Genomic DNA, 17,271 nt, shown 5'->3' with positions numbered 1-17,271 from the left:
CCCGCTCCCTTCAGCCGGCGCGCATGATCTGCTTCCGCTGCGGCCAGTGTGACCAGAACGCCCCCGTGTAGCCGCGCTCGATGAGTCGCAGCAGGAACGGGTTGTCGGCATAGTTGTTGTCATCCTCGGTGATGCCCGGCAGGGTCGGCAGCATCACGCGGTAGTGCTCGGACTCCGGCACCAGATCCCACAACAGTTTCACCGTGTTCACCCAGCGGCCGTTGGGTGCGGCCAGCGTCGTCGGGGACTCGGGCAGCGCCGGCGAGAGGTAGTACACCGGCCGGAACCGGCCTTCGCGGTCGAAGGCGAACTGGCGCTCGTACTCGACCAGGCTCTCGCACAGCGACCGCGGCTTCAGCACGATCGGATCGGTCGCCGTGTCGGACTGCAGGCCCGGCACCGTGCGCTCGCCGTTGCACTGCTGGGCGAGCTGAATGCCCAGCGGCGAGTACGGGAACGTGCGGATGCCGAGGCTGTATCCGGCGACCGTCACGTTCAACGCGAGCGTCTGCTCGACCGCCTCGGTCATCGTCTCCAGTGTCTCGCCGGGCATTCCGAGCAGCACCTCGACCATGACCGGAAGCTCGTACATCTTGGTCAGCTCGACCAGCCGCCGCACGTCGTCGAAGTCGTAATAGCGGCGGCCCCGGCCGGTCACCTTCCAGTCGTCGAGCAGGTCCTCCCGCACGTGGTCGGGTGCGAGGTTGATGCCGGCGCACCCGGCCCGCACGAGCAGCTCCAGCAGTTCCTCGTCGAACGGCGTCGGCTGCGCGTAGATCCACAGGCGCAGCCGGCGCAACGCCGAGCCCGGATCGGTTTCCCGCCGCCGGATCACCTCACGCAGCACCGCCTTGCTGTGCGCGATCGCGAGGTTGAACTCGCTGTCGGTGGTGTGCAGGTCGAGCACACCCTGCTCACACAACGCCTCCATCTCGTCCACGACCGCTTCCACGGCACGGCGCGTGAAATGCGTTCCCTTCGCGTCCGGCTCCACGCAGTGCGCACACGAGTAGGCGCACCCGTTCTTCGTCAGGATATTTCCGAGACCACCGCTGCGGTAGTAACGCAGGTTGTCCACTTTGTACTCGTCACCGGACCGCCGGACATAGCTGGTGCCGGTGTTGAGCGGACTGAACACCGCCCTGCGGCGGTGAGGCCGGCCCACCATCGCGATACCGTCGACGCTGCCCACGCCGCGGTTGACGAGCAGTCCGGGTACGGCATCCGGCGACGCTCCGCGCAACAGCGCGTTGGCCACCAGCACGATCGTGTTCTCCCCCGGCCCTTTCACGCCGTAGGGGATTTGAAAGTAGTCCATCAGCGCGAACGGCATCGACGAAAAGCCCACACCACCGGCGATTATCGGCGCCGAGGTGCTTGCCTTGATCTCCTCGATGATCGCGCGGTGATCGCCGAGGAAGACGCGCTGCTGCTGAGCATAAATGGTATCCGTATTGCGGATGGTTATTCCTACCAGAAGCGGGGAACGATCCGCGAAATAATCTCGTAGAACGGTGGACCAGTCGTCCCTGTTGAAGGTGAGATCGACTACTTCGACGTCGAATCCGTCCGCCTCCAAGGACGTGGTCAGGATATCCAGCGCATAGGGCGTGATAGGAGGATGGACCAGATTCGGGTTGACCAAGGTGACTAGTGCTTTCCCCATTTACTCCGACTCCCGGTGACAGCAACGATCTCCCCGTGGGAAGAAGTGTGACTGGGAGTGGAACGAAAATCAGGGGGCCAGTTTCATTGGTGCCACCTCAGCTCCTTGGCCAGCCGCGCGGACGCGCGCAGCCGTTCCGGTGCGATTCCCAGCACCGAGCTGAGCCAACCCTGCCAGTAGGGACCGGGAACGCGTTTGCCGCGCTCCCAGCGGGAAACCTCGTCGCGTCCCAGGCTTTCGTTGCCCGACACGGCGACGAGCGCATCGGCCAGGTCATACTGTGTCAGTCCGTGCTCATGGCGAGTCGACCGGATGAGCCGTCCGATGGGCAGGCTGTCACCGGGCCTGTTACGAGACGCCAAGGCATTCTCGCGGGTCAACATGACTCGACGTTAGAAGCCGGCGAACAGGCCGGCGATCCGTTTCACGTACACTTCTATCCCCTTCGTGCATGCTGGCGGGCAAGGGTTTGCTTGGGTGACTCGCCGAATCGCTGCCGGTACACCGCCGCGAAACGACCATGGTGTGGCATGCCCCATTTACTCGCGATCTCGCCGACTGTCGTGGCGTCGAATTGCGCCGCGCACAACTCGTCGTGGACGCGCTGCAGGCGTACGCCGCGCAGGTACTCGCTCGGCGAACTGTCCAGCTGTTCACGAAAAGCCTTCTGCAGCGCCCGTACGCTGACTCCCGCCTGCCTGGCCAGGCTCGTCGTCGTGTGCGCCCATTCCGGGTGCCCCTCGATCATGTCGACGACGACGCCGAGCAGGCGGGACGGCACCGGGCGATCGTCACCGGAGAGCATCGCGCTGTAGTTGTGCGGTTGGGCCAGCAACAAACCGGTGATCAGGCTTTGCTCGAACTGCTCCATCCACAACGGGTGCGTCAGCATCGTGTCGCCGGAGTCCAGATCGGACACCGCGGCACGAAGTGCGCTGTACCAGCTGCGTGCGAATCCTCGCGTGACATCCATGCCGAGCTGGAACCGGATGGGCTCACGCAGCGGACCGTCGATCATCTCGGACAGTCGCGCCTCCACGGCGGCCCGCTCGATGCGGTAGACCACGTTTCCGCAGTCGGCGGAAAGACGCATGGCCAAAGATTCGGTGGGAGTTGCTATACAAATATTGTTCTGATCCGTTTGCGCGTGCTCGGAGCCGCACTGATAGGTACCCTTTCCCGTAGCGGGCGCCAGGACGGCGAAGAATGCTTCCAGCTCACCGGGAGTGACCCGGGCGTCCTCACCATAGGAGACATATGTTACCGCCACATTGCGCAGGCGACGGCAATGCAATCTGGCATCGAGTTGCGGCCGTCGTCCGACGACATCCAGGCGGTGCGGACAGAAGATCTTGCCAACCTGCTCCCGAGTCTCGTCTAGATCTCTGGACTCGAATAATTTGTAGTTCTCGAGTGGTAACGCGGTCATTCGTCCCGGGCAGTCGGTTGTCGAGGTTTCCAGGTGAGGTCGACTCCCAAACACCTCCACCACATACTGTCTGCCCTTTTCCGCGACGGAAGTACCGGCAAATGGGTGGACTTTGCGGACTGCAACTTGCAGTGCGTTACGGGTTGAATACCAACTCGCGATCTACAGCGGTTCCAGTGTGGCCGTGAATTGGCGCATCGCCCCACCCTGGCGCGCGATCCGGTAACCCCGCAGGGCCTCCGCCTTGGCACATACCTCCTCCGTCACGTCCACGACGTATTCCAGGTGGCTCGCCGTGTACACGCGCCGCGGCAGCGCGAACCGGACGAGTTCGCGCGGCGCGGGCAGATCCGCACCGCCGCCGGGATCGCGACGGCCGAAGACGAGAGTTCCGAGCTCGCACACCCGCACCCCGCCTGCCAGGTACAACTCGTTCGCGAAGGCCGTCGCGGGCAGCTGTTGCGCCGGAATGTGATCGAGCAACAATCCGGCGTCGGCATACACGGCGTGGCATCCCGTGGGCTGCAGCACCGGCAGGCCCGCGAGGCCGAGCTGCTCACCGAACCACCGGGCGGATTCCGCCCGGTACCGCAGATAGTCGGCGTCGGTGACCTCGATGAGGCCCTGCGCCAGCGCCTCCAGATCGCGCCCGGCGAGACCACCGTAGGTGGGAAACCCTTCGAACGCGATCACCTGCTCTCGCAGCCGGTCCGCGAGCGGCGCGTCCCGCAGTGCGATGAGCCCGCCGATGTTGGCGATGCCGTCCTTCTTCAGGCTCGCCCAGCATCCGTCGGCCAGTTCGAACATCGCGTGCGCGACCTCGCGGGGCGTCGATTTCGCATGCGCCGGATCGCGTTCGGTGATCAAATAGGCGTTCTCCGCGAATCGCGAAGCGTCCAGGTACAGCGGAATGCCGTATTTGTCGCACAGGTTCCGCGTCGCGACGATATTCGGCAGCGAGACGGGCTGACCACCGTTGGCATTGTTGGTGACCGTCAGCACGACGCAGCGGACCCGTGGACCGGACGTGCCCGCGAGCAGCTCGCGCAGCGCCTTGGTGTCGATGTCGCCACCGAAGGGGTCGGCCACGTCGTCCTCGACCGGCGCGGGCAGGTCGAGGGCGTGCGCACCGGCCGCCTCGACGCTCGCCCGCGTGCTGTCGAAGTGCGTATTGCTCACACAAAGGTCACCGAGGCCGAGAAGGGCATGCAGCAGAATTCGCTCGGCCGCCCGGCCCTGATGAACCGGCAGTACCTCCGAGTAACCGGTCAACTCCTGAACAACGACTTCAAATCGCTCGAATGAACGAGCACCGGCGTAGGACTCGTCACCGGACAGTAATGCCGACCACTGTGCGGCGGACATCGCCGCGGTCCCTGAATCGGTGAGCAGGTCAATGGTGATAAGACGGGACGGGACCCGGAAGAGGTTGTAGCCGGCGGCGACCAGCGCCGCGCGGCGCTCATCCGGTCCAGGAAAGGGAATCGGTTCTACTGCCTTGATTCGGAACGGCTCCATGAAAGACGGCACCCATGCCTCCTCGCACCAGTGCGGGCCAGTCTCTCCAGAGTGCTGGGTCGGTACGAGCCGCGGTAGGGGCCAGTTCAAGGTGGACAGTCGGCAAATATTCGACGTGACCTTCGCCACAATATTTATCTGAACGTTATTCGCGGGTAACTATCGAGCCACAATTAAACGAAGGTCCATATGCGACGAGCGAAGATTTGAGCCGTGGAAGTAGCGGTCGAGCAGGTCAGCTTCGCGTTTCAACCGCTGTACAGCCTGCACACGGGCGGCACAGTCGGGGTTGAGGCGTTGGCCCGGCCTGCCTCGGGCAGGGTTCAGGAGCTGCTCCGCTACGCCATGCGCAAGGGCCGGCTGGTGACGGTCGATGCCGCGCTCGCCGCCCGTGCCGTCCTGGAGGACGCGTCGCACGAAACGCTGCTTCCGCTGCATCTCAACCTGACCGCGCTGTCCGCCGCCGCGCCGCAACTGGTGCTCGACACGCTGATGGAGGCGCTCGGCAAGGCGGGGCGCCGCGCCCGGGAGGTGGTGCTCGAGATCGGCTCGCCGTTCCACGGCGTGTCCCCGAAGGCGCTGCTGGCCGGCGCGCGCCGGTTCAGCGAACTGGGTTTCCGGCTGGCCTTCGACAACCTCGGCTCGGGCGACATCCCGCTCAACCTGCTGGCCGAGGCCCGGCCGCACCTGATCAAGCTCGACCGGACGACGCTGCGCAGGCTGCCTGCCGACAGATCCACGGTCGCACTGGTCGAGGCGCTGGTGCACTTCACCGCCCGAACCGACATCCGCCTGGTCGCGACCGGGATCGAGACCGAGGAGCAGCTCGCGACCGTGCGGCAGCTCGGCATCCGGATCGTGCAGGGCAACCTGTTCGCACCGGCCCGCGAAGGCACCGTCCCGCTCAAGTCGGCGACGTCCACGACCGCTGTCCAGCCCGAGACCGTCGTCGCCCGGCCGAACAGCCCGCGGGTACGGGACTTCCTGCGGCCCGCGACGACCCTGCCCGAAACGGCGACCTGCGAGGAGGTACGCAACGTCCTGCTCGATCACGACGCGCCGACCGGCATCGTCGGACTGGACGGGCAGGGACGGCCACGCTGGTCGATCGACCGTAGCCGCTTCCTGCTCGAGATGACCGGTCCGTTCGGGCACGCATTGCACGCGCACAAACCGGCCGCCCGGCTGGCGGACGCGCCGAACACGATCCGGGCCAACGCGGGCGCGCTCGAGCTTCTCGACCTGGTCGCCGACACCGATCTCGCGCGCAGCGGCGACGACATCGTGGTGATCGACGACGTGGGCAAGTGCGTCGGCGTGGTGATCGTGAACGAGATCGTGCGCGGCGTGGCCGAGGCCAAGATCGAGGAGGCCGCGGCGCTGAACCCGCTCACCCGGCTCCCCGGCAGCGACGCGGTGGCGCGCGAGGTCGACCGCAGGCTCGAGGCGGGCAGTCCGACGGTGGTCGCCTGGCTCGACGTCGACTCGTTCAAGAAGGTCAACGACACCGCCGGGTTCGCCGCCGGCGATGATCTGATCCGTTCGCTGGGCCGCGCGCTCACCGATCTCGGCGCCAAGCTGCGCAGCGTGACGGTGAGCCACGTCGGCGGCGACGACTTCCTCATCGCGTGCGATATCGACGAGATCACCACGGTCGCCGACACGTTGCTCGACGCCCCGTGGTCCGCGGAGGGGCTGCCGGTGACGGTGTCGCTCGCGACCATGGTCTGCGCCGGCGGCAAGGCCAGGTCGTACCGCGACGTTTCGCGGTTGCTGGCACCGCTGAAGAAACACGCCAAGCACGTCGAGGGATCCAGCTGGGTGAACGGCTGGCCGGGCAGCGACCGGGTCGAGATCCTGCGCGGCTCGGACCAGCCGGCGAGACCCTCACCGGCGCGATAACCCCTCTGAGAAGGGCCCCGGCGCCAGGGGGTTGGTGCACCGGGGCCCCGTGCCACGGCGCCCCGAGGGGGAGGGCTGGGCGCCGGGCAAGCACAACATGAAACCAGCTCGTCGTGCCTTCACGTTTGAGCATACGTGACCTTCAGCTGCCTGCATAGGTTTACATCGCTACGTATCGCCGCGAGCACGAAAGGTTCTACGTGAAAGCCTTTCAGCTCCACCATTTAGTGTGGACTTCCGCGAAAAGGTGAAGGAATTCCATCCACAACCAAGTCTTCGCGCGGCATGCCGCACGCTTGCGCGTCCGCGAAAGAACGCAGTTCAAGCCCCTCCTACGGTCATGTACGTGGCCGTGCCCAAATTTGAGCCCGGGGACACACCGGGCTACCTCTACGAGATGATGGCGAATCACCTCGCGGCTCGGATCGAGGCCGGGGAATTGACGCCGAATACACCGCTGCCGTCGGAACGGCGACTGGCGGATGAGTACGGCGTCTCGCTCGGCACGGCCCGGCACGCGACCCGCTTGTTGCGATACCGCGGACTGGTAATCACCATCAGGTCCAAGGGAACTTATGTTGCGGATTCCCGCAGATCGGTGCACAATGAAACATCCTGGTGACAAAATTTGCCTGAAGGGTCCCAATTCTGCCCCTGCAGGGTTAACCCTATTGACTCACCGCGTACGTGTACTCACGATTCGCGGTGTGCCCGCAAACGGAGAAAGACCGGCCTCGCCGGAATGCTCTCGCAAATGCACGTGCAACCCTCGTCGATTTGGTGCCTGACTCGTGGTTCCTGATCTACCCGCGAATCCACTTTCCATTGAGCTGACACTCTCGCATCGCCGTTTCTGGTGGCAGATAGACGACGAGGACGAGCAGCCCGAACAATGGCATGCGTCCGCCGACATCACACTCCTAGATCCCTGTCCCGATGAATTCCGGCACGTCGGCGACGTCTCGCTCGTGATCGCCGACCTCACGAAGGAACGCAACCTGCTGGACTCGGTCGTCCTTGGCGAATGGGCGCTGGAGTTCATCGCCGAGACCGTCATCGATCCGGACAAGGGCAGACTGCACCCGGAACTGGATGCCACGCTGAGTCCCGGCCCGCCGCGGATGCTCATCCTGCGCCGGGTGGAACTGGCCGAACCGTGGCGCGGACACGGCCTCGGTACGGCGCTGATCGCGAGTTCGCTGCGGATCCTGACCCCGGACGCACGCATCGGCGCCTGCCGCGTTTCGCCGCTGGATTTCCGATGCTCGGGCGATCGGGTGTCGGCGGAACTCGCGAGCGTGCGCGCGGGTTCGATGCTCGAACGGGTCGGCTTCCGCCGCTGGAACGGCGTGCACATCGTCGATCTGCGAAACCCGGCCCTGCTCGACGCGCGAATGGAGATCCTCGATCAGTGGTGGCCGGAGTCCGAAGCCAAGGAAAGTTAGCCGCGACGCCGGAACCAGCGCCGTTTGCGCCTCGCGGCGCCGGCGAGGTATTCGGCCGCCGAAGCACCCGTCTCCCGCACGAAAGCGGCGTCCAGGTCCGCTTCGCCTACTCCGAGTTCGGCGGCATGCTCCGAGAGCTCCTTCTGCTCGAGCGGCATGACCACCTTGGCGAACGGCACGATCCCGTCGGCATACGCCGGATCGCCCAGTCGCCGCGAGAACTGGTTCGGTTGATGCCGCACCAACCAGTCCACAAAGGACCGCTCGGACGCCGGGCGGAACGGGTCCTCCGGCAGATCGCTGAGCAGCCGCCGCACGCTCTTCGTGACGGCATCACTCGCCCCGCCCAGTGCGCACGAGCGTGGTTCGAAGACCACGGTCTCCCCGGCCGCACCCGGAACCAGTGTGGCGATCCGATGCCGGACCAGCGCCGGGTTGATCCGCACGATCCGCAACGCGCAGTCCGCCGACAACGTCAGCTCCGCCGCCTGCTCCGGGGACAACGCGAGCACGTCGCTGATTCGCGCATCCACGTATCCGCCGCGGTAGCCGAACACGGCCCGGCCGGCGAACACGATCAGTACGAGGTAGTGCGTCCGCGCCGGCTCCAGGACGACGCGGACCTCGGTGCTGTAGGCGAGGCTTCCCGCGGTCGTCGAAAGACCTCGCACCGCGCTCATCCGCATGTCGAAGCGTTCGTGATTTCCGTTGACGCACAGGTGATGCGCACCGAGTATCGGCATCGCGTACGCCCGCGCCATCCCCTCGTCGGAGGTTCGGGCGTAGGAGAATGCGTTGTCTTTCATCGTTCAGCGCCCTCGGAGGGTGTCGATGGGCCATTCGCCGTACGTCGCGATGAAGCGCAGGCTGAAGTTGGGTTCGACGAAGCCCCAGCGTGCGGCCACGGCGCGCACGGTGGTTTCGTACGGAGCGGCCTGCAACAGTTCCTCCCTGGCCCGGCGCAGGCGAACGTCGGCGAGGTACTCACCGACCGATCGGCCCAGGTGACCATGAAAGGCCTGCTGCAACGAGCGCAGGCTCACGTCCACACTGCGCGCGATCGAGCCCTCGGTGTGCGCATCGTCGGGGGTGGCGTGCAGGAGGTCCTGCGCCTCGCGGCGCTTGACCGGCGACGCCGGCACCGCGCGGTGTGCCAGGATGTCGCTGTAGTTGTTCTCCTGCCGGAACAGCAGGCTGAGCACGAAGCGTTCCTCGAAAATCGGCAGGTAAAGCCGGCGTGCGAACAAATGCATGTGCTGGACGTGGTTGACGAAATCCTCGAGCCAGCGACGCTGCAGACCCTTGGTGACGTCCATTCCGGGTTCGAAGCGCAGTTCCTCGCCCAGAAGACCACCGAGCACGTCGCTCAACTTCTGCGTCATGAATTCCGTGGGAACTTTGACGAGCAGGAGCCTTGTGTCCGCGGACAGTTTCATGCCCAGCGGCTCGTCCGGCCGGCTGACCAGGATCCGCTCGGGCGAGGAGTCGACGACCGTCAAACCGTTGAGGATCGTGCCGTGCCCGGCGACCGGAATCTGTACCGCCGTGAACGATTGCGTCCGCCCGGGCCCGACGTACACCGGCGCGCCGTAATGCACGTAGCTCAGCACGAGATGGTCCAGCGGCATCGAGTTCATCACCGCGTCCAGCCGAAATCCCGCGTCGAGCGGCTTGAGCACGTGCGGGCACATGATCCGGGCCATCTTCTCGCGGACCTCGTCGATGTCCGTCGAGGCGAAGACCGGGTAGTCCGCGAACGGATAACGTTTGCCATCCTGTTCCATGCAACGCCTGCTTTCGGCTGATGGACCTGATTCCGTCGTTTCGCAAGTGAAACGTGAAATCCACATCGTACGCCGACCTGGCGGATAGACAAGACCCAACCATCACCCAAAGTAAATCAATAACGCACGACTGCCAAGGCTTTTATTGGTCGGTTGGAGCCAGATAGCACGTGCGGACAACGGCCCGCGGAAATACCCGCGGCGAATATCGGCGTCCGCGCGTGGTTTCATTCAGCGAAACGCACGATCTTCCAGGCGCGTCTAACGCTACGAGTACACGCCGCCGCCGTCAAGGGGGCCACCCGGGGGCCGTCAAGCTCGCGAACGGGTCACACCCAGCGGACGAAGGTGCCGGATTCTCACGGAATGTGACGCAAAGACGGCACTGGCCCCCTGACGTATGGCGTACGCGAACGGTAATATCTGAAACGCAAACGTTAGCGCTCGAAATGAGGTAAAGCTGTGGGACGCCGCCGGAAGCACGATCCCGATGACCTTTCCTCTCCGGAGCAAGGAGCCTCGGAGGAGGAGCGCGATTACTCCGTACGCGCTGTGGAACGAGTGTGCCTGATCTTGAACCTGCTTCAGGAGTCCGTGGACGGCATTACGCTGAACGAGGTAGCGCAGACCACCGGACTGCCGAAGTCTTCCGCGTTTCGTTACCTGTGGACGCTGGAGAACCACCGCTACGTCGAACGCGATGAGGAGGGTGGGCTGTTCCGGCTGGGGCTGGGGTTCGTCGGCATGCAGTCGCGCCACCTCGAAATCCTGCGTGAGCGTGCCCGCCCGTCACTGCAGCAACTGCGCGACGACTTCGGTGAGACCGCGAATCTCGGCCTCCTCGACGGCGACCACGTGATCTACATCGACATCGTGGAAAGCCGGCGCGGGGTGCGGCTCGCGGCCTCGCGCGGCGATCGCGTGCCGATCCACTGCACCGCGCTCGGCAAGGCGATCGCCGCCCAGCTGCCGGAAGACCGGGTCCGCGATCTGCTGAAGGAGACCGGTCTGGAGCGGCGCACGGGCAACACCATCACCGCGATCGACGACTTCTTCGCCGATCTCGCCAAGGTCCGGCGCACCGGATATGCGATCGACGACCGGGAGAACGAGGAGGACGGCCGTTGCGTGGCGGCGCCGTTGCTCGGCACGCACCTGCCCGCGGCGATCAGCGTCAGCGGTCCGTCGTCGCGGTTCACCATGCAAGAGGTGAAGAAGGTCGCGAAGGCGCTGCTGGACACGGCCTCGGGCATCGCGACGAACCCGCTGCAGGGCGAGCCGGAGTCCTCGCCGGCCTGACGCGCCCAGCCTGCCCAGGGTCCGGATCGCCGTGGCGGTGTCCGAACCCTGGCAGGCAGATCCCGCGCGGACATCACCGGCCGGCACGCGCACACGCGGACCGCTGTTCCTCGGCGATGCAGCGTGGGCACTGGGGCTCGATATCGTCCACCAGCCAGCCGTTCTTGGCCATGGTGGCCAGGAGCTCCTTGAGATAGACCGGGCCCGAGATACGCGTCTTGCAACTTCTACATTCTGCTACCAATGGCATTTCTTTAACCTTTCTGACGCTAACGCGGAATCAGAATCTCCTTTTCATCGTGTCTCCGGAAAACCGAGGTCGACCCGCGAGGTGGCCGGATCCGGCCATCGCGACGTGATGACCTTGCCGCGGGTGTAGAACCTGATTCCCTCGCGGCCGTACATGTGGGTGTCGCCGAACAGGCTGTTCTTCCAGCCGCCGAAGGAGAACTGTGCCGCCGGCACCGGGATCGGCACGTTGATCCCGACCATGCCGGCCTGCGCGTCCCACTGGAACCGCCGCGCGACGCCGCCGTCGCGGGTGAAGATCGCCGTTCCGTTGCCGTACGGGTTGTCGTTGACCAGCCGCACGGCCTCTTCGTAGGTATCGGTGCGCGTCACGCTCAGCACCGGGCCGAAAATCTCGTCGTCGTAGGCCTTCATGCCCGGTTTGACGTGGTCCAGCAGTGACGGGGCGAGGAAGTAGCCGTCACCGTCCGGCGTGGCGACACGCCCGTCGACGACGATCGTCGCGCCTTCCCCCGGCGCTTTGCGGACATACCCGGCGACCCGCGCCCGGTGCTCGCCGGTGATCAGCGGCCCCATGTCGACCTGATCGGCACCGTCGCCGACCGTCAGTTTCGCGATCCGCTGCCGGATCGCCTCGACCAGCGCGTCTCCGACACCGCCCACCGCGACGACCACCGACACGGCCATGCATCGCTCGCCGGCCGAACCGTACGCGGCCGACACCGCGGCATCCGCCGCCATGCCGATGTCCGCGTCGGGCAGCACGATCATGTGGTTCTTCGCTCCGCCCAAGGCCTGGCAGCGCTTTCCCCGCACCGTCGCCTGCTCGTAGACGTGGCGGGCGACCGGGGTCGAACCGACGAACGACACGGCCGCGACATCCGGATGCCCCAGCAGCGTGTCCACGGCCACGCGATCGCCGTGCACGACGTTGAAAACGCCGTCGGGCACCCCGGCCTCGCGCAGCAACTCCGCCATCAGCATCGGCGCCGACGGGTCCTTTTCGGACGGTTTCAGCACGAAGGTGTTGCCGCAGGCGAGTGCGGGCGCCCACATCCACATCGGCACCATGGCCGGGAAATTGAACGGCGTGATGCCGGCGCACACACCCAGCGGCTGGCGCACCGAATGCACGTCGACCCCGGTCGACACCTGCTCCGCGTACTCGCCCTTGAGGTGATCGGGAATGCCGCAGCAGTATTCGATGACCTCGACGCCTCGCCCGACCTCGGCGAACGCGTCGGCAAAGGTCTTGCCGTGCTCCGCCGTCACCAGCCGGGCGATCTCCTCCCGGTTGGCCAGGAAGACCTCGCGGATCCGGAAGAACAGCTCCGCCCGGCGCGCCAACGACATCGCACGCCATTCCGGGAACGCGGCTTTGGCCGCCTCGACGGCGCTGTCGACCTCGGCAGCCGTCGCGAACTCGACGCAACCGGTCTGCTCACCCGTCGCCGGGTTGAACACCGGGCCGGTATCACCGCCGTTGACGTTGATTTTCCCGGCGATCCAGTGACCGATGCGGTCGGTGGAAATGGCGGTCACGCGATCGTCCTTCCGTGTGCGATGTCGGTCAGCCGGTCGAAGTAGGGCAGCGCGTCCTCGGCGAGCCACTTCGCCTGTTCGGCCTCGTCCAATCCCAGTGCCCCGCCCCAGATCGGCCGTCCCGCGATGAACCCGCACGCGCCGGCGCTCGTGGCGATCACGAGCTGTTCGGCGAAGGTGTCCCGGTCGGTGTCGCTTCCGCCGAGCAGCACCCAGTCCGCGAGTTCGCTCACCTGCTCGCACGCCTCCCGGCGACCGGGGAAAGGCAGTTTGAGCAGGTCAGCGCCGATGCCGGCCAGGTCACGAGCGGCACCCACGATGAGATCCGGGTGTGGGTGGGAGGTCTCGCCTTCCAGCCGGTAGAGCAGCGGCTCCAGTACCAGCGGCAGCCGGTGCTGGCGACAGTCGGCGACCGCCCGATGCACCAGTTCTCGTTGCCGCCACGCCGTTTCCCGGTGGTCGTAGCGGTAGTAGATCAGCAGCTTGCAGCCGTCCGCGCCGAGTTCCGCCAGTTCGGCGACGGTGTGTTCGAGCCGTGTCAGCCGGCCCCCGGCGAACGGCTCGTACCCCTGCGCCTCCAGCGGCATCAGCACGCCGGCGTCCTTCGGCCGGCAGCGTTCGAGCGCGGCCGGGTCCAGCAGGATGCCGGACGCACGACTGGTCAGCGTGTCCGCGATACGGCCCTTGACCTGCAGCATCTTCTCCTCGTCCACGCCGTCGAGACCGGCGCGCGCGAACGCGTTGCGCATCGCGTCACGATGGTCCAGGGCGAGCAGGCAGTACACGCCGTCCCAGCTCGCCGCCGCGCGCAGCCGCTCACCGGACGGCGACGGGAAGCTCAAGACGTCCTCGTGACCAGTCATCTGTGATCCAGCTCGTCGTGGGGTCGAAATACGGTGGTCGTGCGCGCTCTTCGTCAACCGGCTCACCTGCCAGGAAATTGAGGATCCACATGTTCGCCGCGGGCGATGGTGCGGTCACGTGGAAACCGCGCGGCACTGCCACACAGTCCCCGTCCCGCACGACGAAGGTCTCGTCGAACGAGCCGTCCTCCACGTAGTTCCGGTGAAACCCGAAGCCCTCGGCGCGGTCGAACCGGAAGAAGTAGGTCTCCTCGAAGTTCGGCGAACCGTGCCGCCCGTCGTGGCAGTGCGGCGGCCAGCCCGCCCACGCCCCGGCCGGCACGAGCGCCTCGTACACGACCAGCCGTTCCGCCGGCAGCGGATGCGTCAGCACGTGGTGGATCTGGCGAATCGCGACGCCGCCGCCCCGCTGCTCGACCTTCATCTCCTCCGGTGCGATGAGCCGGACGGGATAGCGGCCGGACGCCGGAGCGGTGCCGACCGCGACGGTCCATTCCGTCGTCGCGGTCAGCGTCAGGGCCGTGCCCGGCGGCACGTAGAGCAGACCCGACAACTCCTCGAACACGTCGCGCCGGCGCAGCGGGAACTTGTCGCCGTCCGCGGCCGCCGTGCCCGAGCCCGAAATCGTCAGCACACCCGTTTCGCGGCCGGTGGTGTCCAGCTCCACCGTCTCACCCGGACGCAGCGACAGCGCCCGGAAACCCAGATACCGCAGGTCGTCAACGGCCATCGGCAGCCACCTCCAAGCCGAGCAGGTCGGCGACCTCGTCGAGCGAGGGGAAGCCCCGGGAACAACCGAACCGGCTGGCCGTGATCGCTCCGCACGCACTCGCGAACCGAGCCGCCGCTTGCCAGCCGGATCCGTTCAACCGCGCGGATATCAGCCCGGCGGCGAACGCGTCACCGGCACCCACCGTGCTCGCCACCGTCACACCGAACACCGGTGCCGCGAACTCGCCGTCCGGCGACAGGACGGTCGCGCCGTCCTCGCCGCGCTTGAGCACCAGCGTCCGCTCGCCCGCCGAGAGGACCCGGCCCACGTCACGCACCTCGACCTGGTGCAGCGCCGCGAACTCCTCCGCGGTGCCCAGCACGACGTCGGCGTCCCGCACCGCGGCACCGACCAGCGTCGAGTATTCGTCCGGCTTCGGCCAGTGCTCCGGCCGCAGATCCAGGTCGATGTAGGTGGTGGTGCCCTTTTCCCGGCAGGTCCGCAAAATCCAGGCGGCGGTTTCCGCCGACGATCCGCGCGCGAAGACGTCCGCGGAGACCAGCACGGCACCCACCGGGTCCAGCGGCAGCGACTCCGCGTCCTGCCTGGTCAGGTGGATGTCGGCCGGATTGTCGCGGTAGAAGGTGCGCGGGAACCGGTCGGGCGGGATCTGCCCGAGCAGAGCCAGCGACGTGTGCACGCCCGGCTTCCGGGCGACATAGCGGGTATCGACGGACTCCCTGTCAAAGGCCCGTGACACCCACTCGCCGACCAGATCGTCACCCACCGCCGTGAACACCGCCGACCGGACGCCGAGCCGGGCGGCGGCGATCGCGATGTTGGACGGGCTACCGCCGATCATGGCGTCGAACCCGCGGGCCTCGGTGAACTCGGCACCCGTCTGCTGGGCGTACAGATCCAGGTTCACCCGGCCGACCGTGAGCAGATCAGTCATCGCCGCCCCAATGCGGGTGACCGGGCACCATCAGGTACCGCTCGCGCGACTTCTCCTTCTCGTAGTCCTGGCGTGCCTCGCGGACGGCGGGAATGGTCGAGACCTCGGCGGTCGCCATGTCCCACCAGCACGAGGCGTAACCGGGCACGCGTTCGTGCCAGTCGGTGGCGATGACGATGCACCGGGTCTGGTCCGACTCGCGTGCGTCCTGGAGCGCCGATTCCAAATCGGACTTCGTCTTGACGGTGACCGCCTCGGCACCCAAGCCGCGGCACACCGCCTCGAAATCCACCTCCAGTGGCTGGCCGCTGTACCAGCCCGAATCCGACCGGGCCCGGAAGTGGCAGCCGAAGCCTTCGCTGCCGACCTGCTCGGAAACCCGGCCGACGCTGGAGAATCCACGGTTGTCGATCAGGACGACGATGATCTTGATGCCGTCCTGCACCGCGGTGGCGATCTCGGTGTTCATCATCAGGAACGATCCGTCGCCGACCATCACGTACACCTCGCGGTCCAGGTCCGCGAGCTTGGCACCGAGACCACCGGCGATCTCGTAGCCCATCACCGAGTAGCCGTACTCGACCTGGTAGCTCAGCGGATCGCGGCAACGCCACAGCTTCAACAGGTCCCCGGGCAGGCTGCCCGCCGAGGTGACCACGACGTCGCGTGGGCCGGTGGAAGCCTCGACCGCGCCGATGATTTCGCCCTGGCTGATCGGGTCCTTGCCGAGGTTGTAGAGCCGCTCGACTTCGGTGTTCCAGTCCCGGTTCAGCCGCAGCACCTCGTCGCGGTACGCCGGAGCGGTCTCGTACCCCCCGAGTGTCGCGTCGAGTTCCTCCAGCACCGCGCGTGCGTCGCCGACGAGCGGCACCGCCGCGTGCTTGTAGGTGTCCTGTTCGAACACGTTGATGTTGATGAAGCGCACGCCGGGGTGCTGGAAGGCGGTCTTGGACGCGGTGGTGAAGTCCGTGTAGCGGGTGCCGATTCCGATCACCAGGTCCGCGGCTTCGGCGATCAGGTTCGCCGCGCGGGTCCCGGCGACACCGGCGCCGCCGAGGCTCAACGGATGGTCGTAGCTCAGCGCTCCCTTGCCCGCGTGGGTTTCCGCGACCGGGATGCCGGTCCGCTCGGCGAACGCACGCAGCGCGTCGAAGGCCTCGCTGTAGCGCACGCCGCCGCCGGCGACGATCAGCGGGCGTTCGCTGTCGCGGATCCACGCCGCGGCGCGGGCGATCTGCCGTTCGTCGGCACGCAGCCGCGGGATGTACCAGGTTCGTGGTTCGAACATCTGCTCCGGGAAATCGAACGCGTACGTCTGGATGTCCTGTGGCAGGCCGAGGAACACCGCACCGGTGTCCGCGGGCGAGGTCAGCGTGCGCATCACCTCGGGCAGGGAGCTGATCAGCTGCTCGGGGCGGGTGATGCGGTCCCAATAGCGCACCACGGATCGGAAGGAGTCGTTCGCGGTCTGGTCGCCGGCGTGCTCACTGCCGACCTGCTGCAGCACCGGGTCCTGCAGCCGTTCCGCGAACGTGTCGCCGGAGAGGATCAGCACCGGCAGCCGGTTCACGGTGGCGGTAGCCGCACCCGTCACCATGTTGGTCGCGCCCGGTCCGATGGAGGACAGGCAGGCGAAGGCCTGGCGCCGGTTCTTCAGCTTCGCGTACGCGACCGCCGCGTGCACCATGCCCTGTTCGTTGCGCCCCAGGTAGTACGGGAACTCGGGTCCCGCCTCCTGCAAAGCCTCCGCGACACCGCCGATGTTGCCGTGCCCGAAAATCCCCCACATCCCGGCAAAAAACCGTTCGGAGACTCCGTCGAAGTCCACATACTGATTCATCAGGTAGCGGACGATCGCCTGACCTGTCGTCAACCGGATACTCAACGCCGTTGTCCCTTCTCCGGAA

The 17,271-nt window shown here is 66.4% G+C and carries 15 protein-coding genes; 4 read left to right on the top strand and 11 right to left on the bottom strand.

Annotation, left to right across the window (positions count from 1 at the left end):
• Nucleotides 1-10 precede the first annotated feature (10 nt).
• The 4 genes from tsrT to HFP15_RS19315 form a co-directional block, all read right to left on the bottom strand.
• Nucleotides 11-1,666, bottom strand: coding sequence for a tryptophan 2-C-methyltransferase (tsrT, locus tag HFP15_RS19330; RefSeq protein ID WP_168517580.1), 1,656 nt, complete (start codon nt 1,664-1,666; stop codon nt 11-13).
• Nucleotides 1,667-1,749: 83 nt separating this feature from the next.
• Entirely contained in the window at nt 1,750-2,049 is a 300-nt protein-coding gene (locus HFP15_RS19325) for a helix-turn-helix domain-containing protein (protein WP_168517578.1), read from the bottom strand.
• A gap of 53 nt (nt 2,050-2,102) precedes the next feature.
• Nucleotides 2,103-3,095 (bottom strand): AraC family transcriptional regulator, encoded by a 993-nt coding sequence (locus HFP15_RS19320; RefSeq protein WP_168517576.1) that lies wholly within the window; start codon nt 3,093-3,095, stop codon nt 2,103-2,105.
• A 162-nt stretch (nt 3,096-3,257) separates the two neighbouring features.
• The gene (locus HFP15_RS19315; RefSeq protein WP_168517574.1) at nt 3,258-4,613 is read right to left on the bottom strand and encodes a tryptophanase; all 1,356 of its coding nucleotides are present in this window, start codon (nt 4,611-4,613) and stop codon (nt 3,258-3,260) included.
• A 213-nt stretch (nt 4,614-4,826) separates the two neighbouring features.
• Here HFP15_RS19315 and HFP15_RS19310 point away from each other — a divergent pair, with 213 nt between their 5' ends.
• The 3 genes from HFP15_RS19310 to HFP15_RS19300 all read left to right on the top strand — a co-directional run bounded on the left by HFP15_RS19310 (nt 4,827) and on the right by HFP15_RS19300 (nt 7,960).
• Nucleotides 4,827-6,515 (top strand): GGDEF domain-containing protein, encoded by a 1,689-nt coding sequence (locus HFP15_RS19310; RefSeq protein WP_168517572.1) that lies wholly within the window; start codon nt 4,827-4,829, stop codon nt 6,513-6,515.
• A gap of 346 nt (nt 6,516-6,861) precedes the next feature.
• Complete coding sequence (locus HFP15_RS19305) at nt 6,862-7,137, top strand: winged helix-turn-helix domain-containing protein (protein WP_312871649.1); 276 nt, start codon at nt 6,862-6,864, stop codon at nt 7,135-7,137.
• Nucleotides 7,138-7,306: 169 nt separating this feature from the next.
• The gene (locus HFP15_RS19300; protein ID WP_168517568.1) at nt 7,307-7,960 is read left to right on the top strand and encodes a hypothetical protein; all 654 of its coding nucleotides are present in this window, start codon (nt 7,307-7,309) and stop codon (nt 7,958-7,960) included.
• Here HFP15_RS19300 and HFP15_RS19295 read toward each other — a convergent pair.
• Entirely contained in the window at nt 7,957-8,766 is an 810-nt protein-coding gene (locus HFP15_RS19295; RefSeq protein WP_168517566.1) for an AraC-like ligand-binding domain-containing protein, read from the bottom strand. The genes HFP15_RS19300 and HFP15_RS19295 overlap by 4 nt on opposite strands.
• A 3-nt stretch (nt 8,767-8,769) precedes the next feature.
• Nucleotides 8,770-9,744 (bottom strand): AraC family transcriptional regulator, encoded by a 975-nt coding sequence (locus tag HFP15_RS19290; protein WP_168517564.1) that lies wholly within the window; start codon nt 9,742-9,744, stop codon nt 8,770-8,772.
• A gap of 573 nt (nt 9,745-10,317) precedes the next feature.
• Here HFP15_RS19290 and HFP15_RS19285 point away from each other — a divergent pair.
• A complete protein-coding gene (locus tag HFP15_RS19285; protein WP_246271852.1) occupies nt 10,318-11,043 on the top strand; it encodes an IclR family transcriptional regulator in 726 nt (241 codons plus the stop codon).
• Nucleotides 11,044-11,337: 294 nt separating this feature from the next.
• On the opposite strand, the gene HFP15_RS19280 is transcribed toward HFP15_RS19285, so the two are convergent.
• The 5 genes from HFP15_RS19280 to iolD are packed head-to-tail and all read right to left on the bottom strand — an operon-like array spanning nt 11,338 to nt 17,237.
• Nucleotides 11,338-12,834: a CoA-acylating methylmalonate-semialdehyde dehydrogenase gene (locus HFP15_RS19280; protein WP_312871647.1), complete on the bottom strand. Its 1,497-nt coding sequence runs from the start codon at nt 12,832-12,834 to the stop codon at nt 11,338-11,340.
• Nucleotides 12,831-13,697: a beta/alpha barrel domain-containing protein gene (locus HFP15_RS19275; RefSeq protein WP_168517560.1), complete on the bottom strand. Its 867-nt coding sequence runs from the start codon at nt 13,695-13,697 to the stop codon at nt 12,831-12,833. Before HFP15_RS19275 ends, HFP15_RS19280 begins: the two co-directional genes overlap by 4 nt.
• The gene (locus tag HFP15_RS19270; RefSeq protein ID WP_168517558.1) at nt 13,651-14,427 is read right to left on the bottom strand and encodes a 5-deoxy-glucuronate isomerase; all 777 of its coding nucleotides are present in this window, start codon (nt 14,425-14,427) and stop codon (nt 13,651-13,653) included. Before HFP15_RS19270 ends, HFP15_RS19275 begins: the two co-directional genes overlap by 47 nt.
• The gene (locus HFP15_RS19265; protein WP_168517556.1) at nt 14,417-15,364 is read right to left on the bottom strand and encodes a PfkB family carbohydrate kinase; all 948 of its coding nucleotides are present in this window, start codon (nt 15,362-15,364) and stop codon (nt 14,417-14,419) included. The genes HFP15_RS19270 and HFP15_RS19265 overlap by 11 nt, the downstream gene beginning before the upstream one ends.
• Entirely contained in the window at nt 15,357-17,237 is a 1,881-nt protein-coding gene (iolD, locus tag HFP15_RS19260; protein WP_281355599.1) for a 3D-(3,5/4)-trihydroxycyclohexane-1,2-dione acylhydrolase (decyclizing), read from the bottom strand. Before iolD ends, HFP15_RS19265 begins: the two co-directional genes overlap by 8 nt.
• Nucleotides 17,238-17,271: the final 34 nt, after the last annotated feature.

It is taken from the genome of Amycolatopsis acididurans (assembly GCF_012328925.1).
Lineage (GTDB): Bacteria > Actinomycetota > Actinomycetes > Mycobacteriales > Pseudonocardiaceae > Amycolatopsis_E > Amycolatopsis_E acididurans.
The sequence above is the reverse complement of the archived record's forward strand: the minus strand, read 5'-3'. Positions and strand labels throughout refer to the sequence as shown.